Annotated in this window: 12 protein-coding genes; 5 read left to right on the plus strand and 7 right to left on the minus strand. The window is 62.0% G+C overall.

All coding sequences use genetic code 11. The annotated features are described in order from the left end of the window. Positions 1 to 45 precede the first annotated feature (45 nt). Entirely contained in the window at positions 46 to 375 is a 330-nt protein-coding gene (gene cyaY, locus ACZ9AQ_RS00405; RefSeq protein ID WP_429201635.1) for an iron donor protein CyaY, read from the minus strand. Between the two features lie 41 nt (positions 376 to 416). Between cyaY and lptM the strand changes: the two genes are divergently transcribed. The 3 genes from lptM (at position 417) to ACZ9AQ_RS00420 (ending at position 4226) form a co-directional block, all read left to right on the plus strand. Then, positions 417 to 608 carry an LPS translocon maturation chaperone LptM gene (lptM, locus tag ACZ9AQ_RS00410; protein WP_429201633.1) on the plus strand — a complete coding sequence of 64 codons (192 nt, stop codon included), beginning with the start codon at positions 417 to 419 and terminating at the stop codon, positions 606 to 608. Further along, a complete protein-coding gene (lysA, locus tag ACZ9AQ_RS00415) occupies positions 608 to 1891 on the plus strand; it encodes a diaminopimelate decarboxylase (protein WP_429201631.1) in 1284 nt (427 codons plus the stop codon). Before lptM ends, lysA begins: the two co-directional genes overlap by 1 nt. Before the next feature lie 346 nt (positions 1892 to 2237). Then, the gene (locus tag ACZ9AQ_RS00420; protein WP_429201629.1) at positions 2238 to 4226 is read left to right on the plus strand and encodes an acyltransferase family protein; all 1989 of its coding nucleotides are present in this window, start codon (positions 2238 to 2240) and stop codon (positions 4224 to 4226) included. A gap of 91 nt (positions 4227 to 4317) precedes the next feature. Here the strand turns inward: ACZ9AQ_RS00420 and ACZ9AQ_RS00425 are convergent, their stop codons facing one another. The 5 genes from ACZ9AQ_RS00425 to ACZ9AQ_RS00445 form a co-directional block, all read right to left on the minus strand. Further along, positions 4318 to 4941, minus strand: coding sequence for a protein-methionine-sulfoxide reductase heme-binding subunit MsrQ (locus ACZ9AQ_RS00425; RefSeq protein ID WP_429201628.1), 624 nt, complete (start codon positions 4939 to 4941; stop codon positions 4318 to 4320). Continuing rightward, a complete protein-coding gene (msrP, locus tag ACZ9AQ_RS00430) occupies positions 4941 to 5930 on the minus strand; it encodes a protein-methionine-sulfoxide reductase catalytic subunit MsrP (protein ID WP_429201627.1) in 990 nt (329 codons plus the stop codon). Before msrP ends, ACZ9AQ_RS00425 begins: the two co-directional genes overlap by 1 nt. A gap of 86 nt (positions 5931 to 6016) precedes the next feature. Beyond that, the gene (ccsB, locus tag ACZ9AQ_RS00435; RefSeq protein WP_429201626.1) at positions 6017 to 7195 is read right to left on the minus strand and encodes a c-type cytochrome biogenesis protein CcsB; all 1179 of its coding nucleotides are present in this window, start codon (positions 7193 to 7195) and stop codon (positions 6017 to 6019) included. Between the two features lie 24 nt (positions 7196 to 7219). Beyond that, the gene (locus ACZ9AQ_RS00440) at positions 7220 to 9313 is read right to left on the minus strand and encodes a cytochrome c biogenesis protein ResB (RefSeq protein ID WP_429201625.1); all 2094 of its coding nucleotides are present in this window, start codon (positions 9311 to 9313) and stop codon (positions 7220 to 7222) included. Positions 9314 to 9426: 113 nt separating this feature from the next. Next, positions 9427 to 10101 (minus strand): c-type cytochrome, encoded by a 675-nt coding sequence (locus tag ACZ9AQ_RS00445; RefSeq protein WP_429201624.1) that lies wholly within the window; start codon positions 10099 to 10101, stop codon positions 9427 to 9429. Positions 10102 to 10246: 145 nt separating this feature from the next. On the opposite strand from ACZ9AQ_RS00445, the gene yihA reads away from it, so the two are divergent. Together yihA and hemB are read left to right on the plus strand one after the other, a co-directional pair. Beyond that, positions 10247 to 10993, plus strand: a complete 747-nt coding sequence (yihA, locus tag ACZ9AQ_RS00450) for a ribosome biogenesis GTP-binding protein YihA/YsxC (protein ID WP_429201623.1) — start codon at positions 10247 to 10249, stop codon at positions 10991 to 10993. Positions 10994 to 11012: 19 nt separating this feature from the next. After that, complete coding sequence (hemB, locus tag ACZ9AQ_RS00455; protein WP_429201622.1) at positions 11013 to 12020, plus strand: porphobilinogen synthase; 1008 nt, start codon at positions 11013 to 11015, stop codon at positions 12018 to 12020. A gap of 87 nt (positions 12021 to 12107) precedes the next feature. Here hemB and ACZ9AQ_RS00460 read toward each other — a convergent pair whose 3' ends face one another. Next, positions 12108 to 13049 (minus strand): hypothetical protein, encoded by a 942-nt coding sequence (locus ACZ9AQ_RS00460; RefSeq protein ID WP_429201621.1) that lies wholly within the window; start codon positions 13047 to 13049, stop codon positions 12108 to 12110. Positions 13050 to 13098: the final 49 nt, after the last annotated feature.

Raw genomic sequence — 13098 nt, forward strand, 5'->3', positions numbered from 1 at the left:
CTTCCGCCAACAAAAAAAGGGAGCCTCAGGCTCCCCAGCGTCAGATCAAACCAGCGACACCTGCGCCCCGCCCTGCTCGCTCGCATAGGTCGACAATGACGCAAAGAACTCGCTGTCGTCGCGCGTATTGCGCCACGTGTCGCCCACGCGCTTGTAGTGGTAGCCGCCCGAGCGCGCCGCCACCCACATTTCCTGCAGCGGCGCCTGGCTGTTGACGATGATCTTGGAACCGTTGTCGATGAACTCGATCTCCAGCACATTGCCGCTGCGTTTGCATTCGACGTCGATCACGTCCTCGTCGTTCAGGCGATCGAAGGCTTCCTCGATCTGCTTGAGGGTCAGGTCGGCAAGGTCCAAAAATTCGGTTTCGGTCATGCTACACTCCAAAATCTGCTAATCAAACCGTGATTCTAATCGTGAAGTCCTCTCTTGCGCTTCTCCCGTTCGCTGTTTTGCTCGCCGCCCTGTCGGGCTGCGGCCAGACCGGCGACCTGTACATGCCGACGCCGCCGGCCAGGCCCGCATCGGCGCCGCCCGCGGCCCCGGTCGACCAGCCACCCCAACCCGTCCCTTCGAACAACGCTTCCACGCCCGCACCGCACCGCTGATGTCCTACTTCTCGCACCAAGACGGCGTCCTGCACGCCGAAAACGTCTCGCTGTCCGCCATCGCGGAACAATTCGGCACGCCGACCTACGTTTACTCGAAAGCCGCCCTGCTCGACAACTTCAGCGCCTACCACGACGCCTGCCAGGGCCGCGACGCCCTGGTCTGCTACGCGATGAAGGCCAACTCGAACCTGGCCGTGCTCGACCTGCTGGCGCGCCAGGGAGCGGGCTTCGACATCGTCTCGGGCGGCGAGCTGCTGCGCGTGATCGCGGCCGGCGGCGACCCGGGCAAGACCATTTTTTCAGGCGTCGGCAAGACGATTGAAGAGATGAACCTTGCGTTGGAAAAGGGCATCCTGTGCTTCAACGTCGAATCGATCCCTGAACTGCACCGCCTGAACGAGGTCGCCGGCAAGCTCGGCATGCGCGCGCCGGTCTCGCTGCGCGTGAACCCGAACGTCGACGCCAAGACCCACCCGTATATTGCGACCGGCCTGAAGGCCAACAAGTTCGGCGTGGCGTTCGACGATGCGCTGGACACCTACCGCACCGCCGCCAGCCTGCCGCACCTGGACGTGGTCGGCATCGACTGCCATATCGGCTCGCAGCTGCTGGACGACGCCCCGCTGCTCGAAGCCCTCGACAAGCTGATCGAGCTGATCGACACCCTGCATGCAGAGGGCATCGACCTGCACCACCTGGACATCGGCGGCGGCATCGGCGTCGACTACGGCGTGGCCGGCGACAAGCCGCCGGTGCCGGTGGGCGACTATCTGGGCCGCCTGTTCGCGCGCATCGACGCCTGGCGCGCGGAGAAACACGGCGGCCGGCCGATCAAGGTGATCTTCGAGCCGGGCCGCTCGATCGTGGCCAGTGCCGGCGTGCTGCTGACCAGGACCGAATTCCTGAAACCGGGCGCCGAGAAGAACTTCTGCATCGTCGACGCCGCGATGAACGACCTGATGCGTCCGACCCTGTACCAGGCCTGGATGGGCGTGCAGGCGGTGATCCCGCGCGACGGCGAAAAACTGGTGTGGGACATCGTCGGCCCGGTGTGCGAGTCGGGCGACTGGCTGGCGCGCGAGCGCGCGCTGGCGCTCGAACCGGGCGACCTGCTGGCCATCATGACGGCCGGCGCCTACGGCATGACGATGGCGTCGAACTACAACACCCGCGGCCGGGCGGCCGAGGTGGTCGTCGATGGTGGCGTCACCCACCTGGTGCGCCGGCGCGAGACGCCGGCTGAGGTGTTTGCGCTCGAAACCATGATCACCCAGGCATAGCGGCAAACCATACCGGCTTTCCTTCCTCGCATCACCGGCATCTTCCGGTGGTGCGCCACGCCTTTCGGCCAGCGGCCATTGGGCAGCGCCAGATGACGGCGCCATCGCGCCAACCTTCCAGACCATCAACACTGACAGAGAACGCCCTGTTCCGGTTCATCGAAGGTTTTATAGCCGTCGATAACGTGATGAAAACGTAAATTCCCTTCAATCAGATATCACCTTGTGATGTATTTATGGCACAAATGATTGAAGTCAAATGATGAGAAAATTAAATATATTGCACTACTCATTGTCATGAGTATAATTCTTTCTTGCAATTTTTAATAACTTCTCGGAATTTTGTATGGCCCAGTCAATCGTTAGGGTTCGCGCCGACATTCAGGCACTGCGAGGACTTGCCGTGCTTGCCGTGGTTTTCTACCACGCGAAAATAGGCGCACTCGATGGCGGTTATCTTGGCGTGGACATCTTCTTCGTTCTGTCGGGATTCTTGATTACGAGTCTGATCAAAAAGGCTGTCGAGGATAATAGTTTCAGCTACAAGTCGTTCCTGACTCGGCGTGCGAAACGGCTGCTGCCCGCAGCTTTTGTCACTTTCTTATTGACCTCGCTAGCAGCGCCATTCATTCTTGGTGCTCAGGAGCTCGCAGATTTTTGGCATCAATTATTCGGCGCATTGACCTTCTCGGCCAACTTTGTACTAACGAACCAATCAGGGTACTTTTCCGGCGCGGCCGAGTTAAAACCGCTTCTGCATGTCTGGTCGTTGGCGGTTGAAGAGCAATATTACTTTATCCTTCCTGCGATCTTCCTGGTTTTCCCCAGGCGAGCCTGGCTCCCTGTCCTGGCCTTGCTGACAATGGCCAGCATAGCCCTGTGCTACGTCCACAAAGGCGAGGCGTCGACGTTTTTCCTGCTGCCGACTCGTGCATGGGAACTGCTTATCGGTTCACTGGGCGTGTTTCTGATCGAGCTTCGATGGATCAGAGTCCTTGCTGGAAAGCTGGCGATTTTTTCGGCACTCGGGCTCCTGGCCTGTCTCATCCTGACGTTCTATTCGTTTCACCCTGGTCCGCAGGCATTATTGATCTGTCTCGGTACACTTGGTGTCATACTGGCCCGCCATCCCTTGTTACAACGTGGCGTGATCATCGAAACACTGCATAAGGTGGGAGATATTTCTTACTCCCTTTATCTGGTTCACTGGCCGATTTTTGCCTTCTATAACAACGTCGTACTTGGCAATGAAAATACGCTCACCCAGTACTTGATCCGGGCCGCGTTGATTGTCTTGTCGTTCTTGCTGGCGTGGATACTGCACCGTCATGTCGAAGAGCCGTTCAGGCATGGCAATCTGCGTGTTTCCTACCGTCCTGCCATTGCGGCCACCTGCGTGACAGTAATGGCTTTGGGCGTGGCACAGGCTGTTATTCCAAAAAATCCTGAAAAAGACTATGCGTTTAGCCGGCGCGCCAATACGGGATTCGCGCCGGCATGTGCAAGTACAACGCATTTTCTTCCCAGCGAATCGTGCCAAAATTCAGAAACACCGACGGTACTTGTATGGGGAGACTCGTTTGCGATGCATCTCATTCCGGGCTTGTCACACAAATCCATCTACCCGAAACACATTGTGCAGGCCACGATGGGACGTTGCGGTCCGTTGATTGGCTTGGCATCAATCGAGTTCAATAGCGAGCGCTGGGCCAAAAAATGCATCGAGTTCAATGATACGGTTCTTTCATATTTGAAGAAAAACCCGGAGATTCATACCGTTATTCTTTCCAGCCCTCTGACGCAATATACGAGAAATACGACTGTACTTGAGCGGGTTGCGCTGGGTGACGAACCAACTCAGGTTACAGGCACGCTGCCAAAAGGTCATGCAGGTTTGGCGAGGACTGTCAGTGCGATCCGCACATTGGGGCGTGATGTCATTCTGGTTGCACCACCTCCTTCAGCAGGTTTCGATATTGGTCGTTGCCTGGAACGGCGAGATCGAGGACAGTGGATTGGCGGCGTCGATGAACAATGCAGAATCAAACGCGAACAGTACGCGCAGCATAGTGGTAACGTATTAGCATTGCTTGATCGGGTAGAGAAAGAAATACATCTGCCAATCGTGCGATTCGATGCCATCTTGTGCGACGATCAGTTTTGCCGTACTCGTATCGACGACGTCAGCCTATATCGTGACGAAGGGCATTTATCTTACGAGGGATCGATCGCATTATTTGGGCTTGCAGAAACACAATTACAACTCCGGCGTGCCATACAACAGAGCGCAGAACTGTCCAGACAGACGGCCGAGCGCTTGGCAACAGCAAAATAATGCTCGTCTTATTGCCGCGCAGACTGCAGACGGTGTCCATACGCATCCTGCCAGTCATGCGCCCCGGTTACGGGAATTTGCCGGGGTACAGTCAAACGCCAACAGTTTGTGGCTTGCGCCTGACATGCCAGAACACGCGCAGCCCCAGCAGCACGGCGACGATGGCCCCGAACAGGATCGGCTGCGCGAAGTCGCTCTTGCCCTCTTTCATCCACCAGTAGTGCAGGATCGCCAGCGGACCGATCGCATAGATCAGCCGGTGCAGCCATCGCCAGCGCTTGCCGCCGAGGCGCTTGATCATCGCATTGGTCGACGTGGCTGCCAGCGGGATCAGGAGCACGAAGGCGATGAAGCCGACCAGGATGAACGGCCGCTTCACCACGTCGGCCAGCATCGCCGCGACGTCGAAGAAATGGTCGAACCACAGGAAGGCGATGAAGTGCACCAGCGCATAGAAGAAGGTGAACAGGCCGACCATGCGCCGCAGTTTCAGCAACCAGTTCCAGCCCGAAAGGCGGCGCAGCGGCGTGACCGCCAGCGTGATGCACAGGAAGTACAAGGCCCATTCGCCGCTGGTCCCGGTGATCTCCGCCAGCGGATCGGTGAAGGCGCCGGTGGCCGTCCCCCATACGAGGCGCGCGAACGGCAGCAGCGCCAGCACGAAGACGACAACCTTGACCCACCCGACCTGTTGATTGGAAAGCTGGAGCGCCATCAGTAATAGCGTTTCAGGTCCATGCCCGTGTAGAGCGAAGCGACCTGGTCATAGCCATTGAACATGAGCGTCTTGCGCTTGGGCTGGAACAGGCCGGTCTCGCCGATGCGGCGCTCGCTCGCCTGCGACCAGCGCGGATGGTCGACGTTCGGGTTCACGTTCGAATAGAAACCGTATTCGCGCGGCGCCGAGTCGTTCCAGGCGGTGCGCGGCTGGCGCGACACCAGGCGGATGCGCACGATCGACTTGGCCGACTTGAAGCCGTATTTCCAGGGCACGACGAGGCGCACCGGCGCGCCGTTCTGGTTCGGCAGCACCTGGCCGTACATGCCCATGGTCAGGAGGGTCAGCGGATGCATGGCTTCGTCGATGCGCAGGCCCTCGACGTACGGCCAGTCGAGCACGCCGCTTCTCAGGCCCGGCATCTGCTTGCGGTCGGCCAGGGTGGTGAATTCGACGAACTTGGCGTTGCCAGTCGGCTCGACCTGCTTGAGCAGGTTCGACAGTGAGTAGCCGATCCAGGGAATGACCATCGACCAGCCTTCGACGCAGCGCAGGCGGTAGATGCGTTCCTCGAGCGGGGCCAGCTTGAGCAGGCTGTCGATGTCGAGCGTGAGCGGCTTGTTGACCTCACCCTCGATGCGCACGGTCCACGGGCGGGTGCGCAGGGTGTGCGCGTTCTCGGCCGGGTCGCTCTTGTCGAGGCCGAACTCATAGAAATTGTTGTAGCCGGCGGCGTCCTTGAACGGGGTCTGCTTCTCGTCGGTGGACAGCGCCACGTTGGCGCGCGCCGCCAGTTTCTGGGCGCCGCCGCTCGCTGCAGCCTGGGCGAACGCTTCGCGGTTGGCCATCTCCCACATGCCGCTGCCGACTGCCGCCGTGGCCGCCATGCGGGTGATGAACTGGCGCCGCCCTTCGTACACCGCTTGCGGCGTGATCTCGGACGGGAACGGGAGGTCGATCCCGTTCGGATTGCGTTTGAAGAGCATGACTGGCCTCGCGAACTATTGGTGCTTCAACATTACACCAAGTTCGCTTAAGCCAGCGTTAGGCGGCCAACGTTGGCCGCGACGGATTACAGCTCGCCGTACGAGTGCAGCCCCGACAGGAACATGTTCACGCCCAGGAAGGCGAAGGTGGTCACCAGCAAGCCCACCACCGCCCACCAGGCCGCCACGCGGCCGCGCAGGCCGGTCATCAGGCGCATGTGCAGCCAGGCCGCGTAGTTGAGCCAGACGATCAGGGCCCAGGTCTCTTTCGGGTCCCACGACCAGTAGCCGCCCCAGGCCTCGGCCGCCCACAGGGCGCCCAGGATGGTGGCGACGGTGAAGAAGGCGAAGCCGATCGAGATCGACTTGTACATCACGTCATCGAGCACCTCGAACGACGGCAGGCGGTCGGCCAGGATGCCGTGCGACTTGAGCAGGTAGGCGGTGGCGACCATCGCCGCCAGGGCGAAGGTGCCGTAGCCGATGAAGTTGGCCGGGACGTGGATCTTCATCCACCAGCTCTGCAGTGCCGGGACCAGCGGCTGGATCTGGGCGGCGTCGCGCGACACCGTGTACCACAGCAGGAATGCCACGGCGGCGGCGATGATCAGCATCACGAACGGGCCCAGCTGGCGGGTGGCGTAGTGTTCTTCGTAGTACAGGTGGAACAGCGCGGTGATGATCGCGAACAGGATGAACACTTCGTACAGGTTCGACACCGGAATGTGGCCCACGTCCGGCCCGATCAGGTAGCTTTCGTACCAGCGCACCATCATGCCGACCGAGCCGATCACGATCGCGGCCCAGCACAGGTTGGCGCCGACGCCGCCGCCGAACTTGCCGCGGCTGAGCAGGCCGACCCAATAGAACCCGGTGGAGAACATGAACAGCGCGCTCATCCACAGGATGGCCGAACCGCTCGACAGCATGTATTTCAGGAAGAACTTCTGCTCGGCCGCCGCCAGGTTGCCGCCGTACATCGAGATCGCAGCCAGCGACAGCACGCCGACCAGCGGCACCAGCCAGCGCATCGGCTTCCAGTACCAGCCCAGCGCCGCGAACACGGGCGCGGTACAGATCAGGATGACTTCTTCATAGATGTCCATGAAATGGCCGTACTGGACCTGTGCGTACAGGGCCGCCGCCAGCAGCGCGACGCCGTACAGCCAGTCGGCCGCGCTCAGGCGGCGAAAGTACCCGACCTTTTCCTGGTATTTGTCGGTCGAGCGCGCCGGAGCGCCATTTTTCGTTTGGGCCAGTTCCATCATTTTCTCCACATCGTCGCCTGCTTATGCCGGTTGCGGCAGCTTGACCGACAAGTCTTCGTACTCGCGCTCGAAATCGAGCGTCTTGCGCTGGGTGCTTATCGCCATCAGGGCCTGTGCGCCGCCGCCATCCACGTCGCGCACCCAGATCCAGACGCGCCGTTCACGGATATAGAACATCGCGAACACGCCCAGCGTCAGCAGCAGGCAACCGAAGTAGACCACATTCTTACCCGGCGAGCGCGTCATCTGCAATACCGACGCCTTCACTTCGGTGAAATCGTCCAGCTGCAAGTAGACCGGGGCGCCGTACAGGAAGCTGTCGGACAAGGCATTGGTGGCCAGTTGCAGGAAGCGGCCGCTGGCCTCGAGCGGCTCGGCGGGGGCGTCGCCGTTCCTTTCGCGCGCCACCTGCCACAGCTCCCACAACGCGCCGTTGAGCATCTTCATGAAGATGCCGGCCGCCTTTTCCTGCTCGGCCTGCGGGACCTGTTCCAGGAAGCGGGCCACGCCGACGAAACCGCCGCGGCCATCGGCGCCTGCGAAGATGTCGAGCGTGCGCGCGGCCGACTCCCGCAGCTGGCCGGCCAGCGCGCCGCCGCGCTGCTCGGCGCTCAGCGCGCGGCTGGCGTAGCGGGTTGCCGCTTCCTGGCGCGCGGCCGGATCGGACAGCGCCGCGCGCAGGCGCATCCAGTCGCCCACGCCGTGGCGCTCGTCGGCCGGGATGCGCAGGAAACTGAAGTTGTCGGACGGGTTCGCGCGCACGCCGGCCAGGTAGACCTGGGCGCCTTCGAGGGTCAGCGGCTGCATGTAGTTCATGTACTCGCGCGCCTGGCCGGTGTGGTCGCGCAGCTTGTATTGCACGCTGGGGCCGACGTTCTTCAGGTCCTTGTTGGCGTCCGGGTCGGCCGCCGCGCCCGAAGCCTTGCCCAGGGTCGCGCTCAATTGCGCGTTGAGCGAGGTGTTCTTGCTCACCGCGCGCGTGTCGTTACCCTGTGCAATGTTCTCGACGTTAAAGGGACGGAAGCCCGACCACTCGACCGCATAGGTGTCCTTGCCGAACGTGAGTTCGGTAGCGCTATTGACTTCGCCTTCGATCGGGAAGCTGGCCGCGCTGGCGCCCGTCATCGGGAAACCGGTCAGCCTGAGTTTGCTGCCGCCATCGTCAAAGCTCGACTGGTAGACCGCGATGCCCTTGTAGATCAGCGGATGGTTGACCTTGATGGTCGATTCGAAGGTGCGGCCGGTTTCCAGGTCGTGCACCACGACGTCGCTGGCGAACAGCTTGGGCATGCCGGTCGAGTAGAACTCGATGTGGAATTTCTTGAGCTCGATCCCGAACGGCAATTCCTGCACCAGCACGCCGGACGGCTGGTTCAGGATCGCGGTATGGCTGGTCTGGCCCTCGGCGATCGCGGTATTGCCGCGAAAGCTGGGATTGCTGGTGCCCAGGCGGTGCTGGGCCGGGATCTCGGCGATCACGCCGCTGCCGGTGAACGGCGTCTTGCCGAAGAACCACTGCTGGGCACGCACGGGCAGTTCCGAATCTAGCATGCCGCCGAGCAAGATCACGATGATCGAGGAATGGGCGAAGATGTAGCCGAACTTGTTGCCGGCGCCCTTCTTGGCCGACACCAACGTGGCGCCCTCCTTCTCGACGATCTTGGTGGCATAGCCGGCGTGGCGCAGGCGCAACGCGCTCTGCTCGGCCAGAGCGGTGCGCGACAGCGGCGCCTGCCACTCGGCCTTGTGGTGGAAATTGCGCAGCGATTCGACACGCACGTTGTCGCGCCAGCTGCGCATATCGCGCAGCATCTTCGGCGTGTTGCGCACCACACACAGCGCGGTCGAGACGATCAGCACCACCAGGATGACCAGGAACCACCAGCTCGAATAGACGTTGTACAGGCCGAGCCTGTCGAAGATCCCGAACCAGAACGGCCCGAACTGGTTCACGTAATTGGGCATCGGCTCGTTCTGCTTGAGCACGGTGCCAATGACGGAGGCGATGGAGATGATGGTGAGCAGGCTGATCGCGAAGCGCATCGACGAGATCAGCTCGACGGTGTCGGCCAGCCAGCGGCGGCGGGTGTTCAGTTCGATTCCGGTGGTGCTCATACTCTACAACTTTCATCTTGCGCGGGCCCGCGCGTGGAAAAAAGGGCGTCAGCTCGACGCTGCCGCCCTCTTCCGTTCATCTCATGCTCATGCGTAGCGCCAAAGCGACACTTTTAGCGTAAGCCGGCGATATAGTCTGCCACTGCACGCATCTCTTCCGGCGACATCCGTTGCGACAGCACCGTCATCTGCGGGCTGTTGGCGCGGGCGCCGGTCTTGAATGCTTCCAGCTGGGCGGTGGTGTAATCCTGGTGCTGGCCGGCCAGGCGCGGGTATTGCGCCGGGATGCCGTTGGCGGTGGCGCCATGACAGCTGGCGCAGGCAGCCACGCCTTTTTCCGCAATGCCGCCGCGATAGATCTTGCGGCCCAGCTCCACGGTTTCCTTGTTTTTCGCCGCACCCGGTTTGTGCGCCTGCGTCGCGAGCCAGGCTGCGATATCCTTCTTCTCCTGCTCCGTCAGCATCTTGGCATAGGTCGTCATGATGGGCTGCTGGCGGTGCGCGGTCGTGAAGTCGACCAGCTGCTTGTGGGTATACGTCGCGAACTGGCCAGACAGTTTCGGATTGACCGCGATCGTCGAATTGCCGGCCGCGCCGTGGCAGGACAGGCAGGACGGCAGGCCGCGTGCCGGGTCGCCGGTTTCGTACAAGACGCCGCCCTTGGCTGGATCGGCTTTGACCGCTGGCGCGGTTGCGGCGGACGCCGCCATCGCCGCCGGTAATCCCCCGAACACAGTGAGCGAAGCCAGCAACAGTGTTTTGAGCAGGGGAGACGACAAGCGATTCATAAACGCACCTTGAAAAAGTCAATGTTGAAAAGTTCAGTGCAGCGCCTTCGATCGTGACCGCCAGGGGCGGAGCAGCAATCAACCCCTTATTGTACAATAGCTTTGTTTCCAAAACGCCATTTCGTAGCCTCTTATCCCTCTCCCAATGTCCAGATTATGGCAAGCCCGGTTCTTCACGACCGTTAACCAGTTGCGCGATTTGCCCGACACGCACGTCCCGGAAATCGCCTTCGCCGGGCGCTCGAACGCCGGCAAATCCACAGCGATCAATATCCTGACCAATCAGAAGGGTCTGGCGTTCGCTTCCAAGACACCCGGCCGTACCCAGCATATCAATTACTTTTCGATCGGCGGCGCCCATGTGGGCCAGCATCGCAAGGATGCGGTCCGGGTCGACGAGATCGAAGCGCTGCTGGTCGACTTGCCGGGTTATGGCTATGCCGAAGTCTCGGGCACCGCCAAGCTGCACTGGCAAAAACTGCTGGGCGACTACGTCCAGCGCCGCGACCAGCTGGCGGCGCTCATCCTGATCATGGATTCGCGCCGTCCGTTCACCGACCTCGACGTCCAGATGCTGGAATGGTTCGCCCCGACCGGCAAGCCGATCCACTGCATCCTGACCAAGGCCGACAAGCTCAATCGCAACGAGTCGACCAATGCCCTGCGTGAAGCGCGCGCCGTGCTCGACAGCTATGTTGACGAGGAAGGCAATGGCTTTCCGTTCACCGTACAGCTGTTCTCGGCGCTCAAGCGCATCGGCATCGAGGAAGCGGACGCCAAGATCCTGGAGTTGGCCGGGCTGAGCTCGGAAGAGGAAGACGCAGCAGACCACACCGGCAACCAGGAAAGTGCTGCGCCGTCGGCGGACGACGACGATACGCCTGCCGCCTGATTTTGCAAGGACGATCACGATGACCATCATACCTTCCGCCTATCCGGCGGCCCGCCCGCGCCGCATGCGCCGCGACCCGTTCTCGCGCGCCATGATGCGCGAAAACACCATCACCGCCGCCGACCTGATCTATCCGGTGTTCGTGCTCGAAGGCCAGAACCAGCGCCAGCAGGTGGCGTCGATGCCGGGCGTCGAACGCGTCTCGCTCGACCTGCTGCTGAAAGTCGCCGAAGAATGCGTTTCACTCGGCATCCCGGCCATGGCGCTGTTCCCGCTGGTGGACCAGTCGGTCAAGACCTATGACGGCATCGAGGCGACCAACCCGGACGGGCTGGTGCCGCGCGTGGTGCGCGCACTCAAGCAGCACTTCCCGGAACTGGGCGTCATCACCGACGTCGCGCTCGACCCGTATACCACCCATGGCCAGGACGGCCTGCCGGACGAGAACGGCTACATCGTCAATGAAAAGACGATCGAGATGCTGGTGAAGCAGGCGCTCACCCACGCCGAGGCCGGCGTGGACATCGTGGCGCCCTCGGACATGATGGATGGCCGTATCGGCGCCATCCGCCAGGCATTCGAAGCGCAGGGTCACATCCACACCCGCATCATGGCCTATTCGGCCAAGTACGCGTCCGCCTTCTACGGCCCGTTCCGCGACGCCGTGGGTTCCAGCGCCAACCTGGGCAAGGCCGACAAGAACACCTACCAGATGGACCCGGCCAACAGCGACGAGGCGCTGCGCGAAGTCGCGCTCGACCTGGCCGAGGGCGCCGACATGGTGATGGTGAAGCCGGGCATGCCCTACCTGGACGTGGTGCGCCGCGTCAAGGACGAGTTCAAGGTGCCGACCTTCGCCTACCAGGTCAGCGGCGAATACGCGATGCTCAAGGCGGCCGCGCTCAACGGCTGGCTCGACCACGACAAGGTCATGATGGAATCGATGATGGCGTTCAAGCGCGCCGGCGCCGATGGCGTGCTGACGTATTTTGCGCTGGATATCGCGCGCAAGCTGAAGGCAGGCTGATCGCACCGCACTCAACAAAAAACCGTGCCTCGGCACGGTTTTTTTATTGTCACGATGAATAGGCGGCGCGACGAAAAGGCGGCGCGATCACCTGCCCGGCACCGGCCTGTAATCGGGGAACATTTCCTTGTACAGGAAGGTCATCAGCTGATCGGTATCCTGCGGCCGTGCGCTGAGTTTCACCACGCGTCCCAGGCGGTGCGAATCCCACTCGAAATCGCCCTTTTTCTCGCGCCGGATCAGCTCGATCATCTTCTTGATCACGGCCGTCTCGATGTCGCGCTCGCTGCCCTGCTCCACCGTCACCGCGGTCAGCCAGCGCCGCTTGAAGCTCGGGTTCCAGCCGCGGAACTTGAGGTCCATGGTGTTGAAGGTCTTGTTCGACACCGAGAAAATGCCGCCCGTCTCGTTGCTGTCGTCGGTGCCGCGGCCGTTGATGGCGGCGATGTTCGCCAGCGCGTTGCGGGTGCCGCGCGCGGCGTCGCTTTCCTGGGCCGGCACTTCGCTGCCGGTCGGCGCGCCGCGGCGCTCGCGCTGGGCTTTCACATAGGCCGCCATGTCCATGTCGGGCGGCACTTCGGTGGGCGGCTGCTGGCGCTGCGGTTGCGGCGGGGCCGGGGGCGCGGGACGCTCGTCGGGAACCGTGATGGTGTCCGGCAAGCGCTGGACGATGATGCGTTCCTGTTCCACACGCGGCACCGGCGGCGCCGGCAGGGGCCGCGGCGTCGGCCGCGGCGCGGCTTCGACGGGCGAGGTTTCCTGCAGCGGCGCCACATAGACGACCTGGCTGTCGCCCTGGTCTTCCGAGGCCGGCCGGGCCGTGCGCTGCTCCGGTTCCTTCGGCTCATAGAACCACAGCAGCACCAGCAGCAGGTGGACGGCGACCGTGCCGGCCACGCCGTAGCGGCTCGGCTTCTTGCGCCCGTAGGCTAGCCCCAGCCCATAGCGCAGTCCTGGCGGCGGCAGTGGCTGCCCGCAATGGGAACACACTTCGCTGTCCTGGTCGTAGGTGTGGGAATGGTCACGCAAGATCGATCGATTTCCTGGAAGCCACGTCTAAAAAAACGGCAGAGAGTCG

Source organism: Massilia sp. UYP34 (genome assembly GCF_056279385.1).

What these genes read in the sequence shown, in the direction of transcription:
- cyaY (WP_429201635.1), bottom strand. Translation starts at nt 375, where the DNA reads ATGACCGAAACCGAATTTTTGGACCTTGCCGACCTGACCCTCAAGCAG.
- lysA (WP_429201631.1), top strand. Translation starts at nt 608, where the DNA reads ATGTCCTACTTCTCGCACCAAGACGGCGTCCTGCACGCCGAAAACGTC.
- ACZ9AQ_RS00420 (WP_429201629.1), top strand. Translation starts at nt 2,238, where the DNA reads ATGGCCCAGTCAATCGTTAGGGTTCGCGCCGACATTCAGGCACTGCGA.
- ACZ9AQ_RS00425 (WP_429201628.1), bottom strand. Translation starts at nt 4,941, where the DNA reads ATGGCGCTCCAGCTTTCCAATCAACAGGTCGGGTGGGTCAAGGTTGTC.
- msrP (WP_429201627.1), bottom strand. Translation starts at nt 5,930, where the DNA reads ATGCTCTTCAAACGCAATCCGAACGGGATCGACCTCCCGTTCCCGTCC.
- ccsB (WP_429201626.1), bottom strand. Translation starts at nt 7,195, where the DNA reads ATGGAACTGGCCCAAACGAAAAATGGCGCTCCGGCGCGCTCGACCGAC.
- ACZ9AQ_RS00440 (WP_429201625.1), bottom strand. Translation starts at nt 9,313, where the DNA reads ATGAGCACCACCGGAATCGAACTGAACACCCGCCGCCGCTGGCTGGCC.
- ACZ9AQ_RS00445 (WP_429201624.1), bottom strand. Translation starts at nt 10,101, where the DNA reads ATGAATCGCTTGTCGTCTCCCCTGCTCAAAACACTGTTGCTGGCTTCG.
- yihA (WP_429201623.1), top strand. Translation starts at nt 10,247, where the DNA reads ATGTCCAGATTATGGCAAGCCCGGTTCTTCACGACCGTTAACCAGTTG.
- hemB (WP_429201622.1), top strand. Translation starts at nt 11,013, where the DNA reads ATGACCATCATACCTTCCGCCTATCCGGCGGCCCGCCCGCGCCGCATG.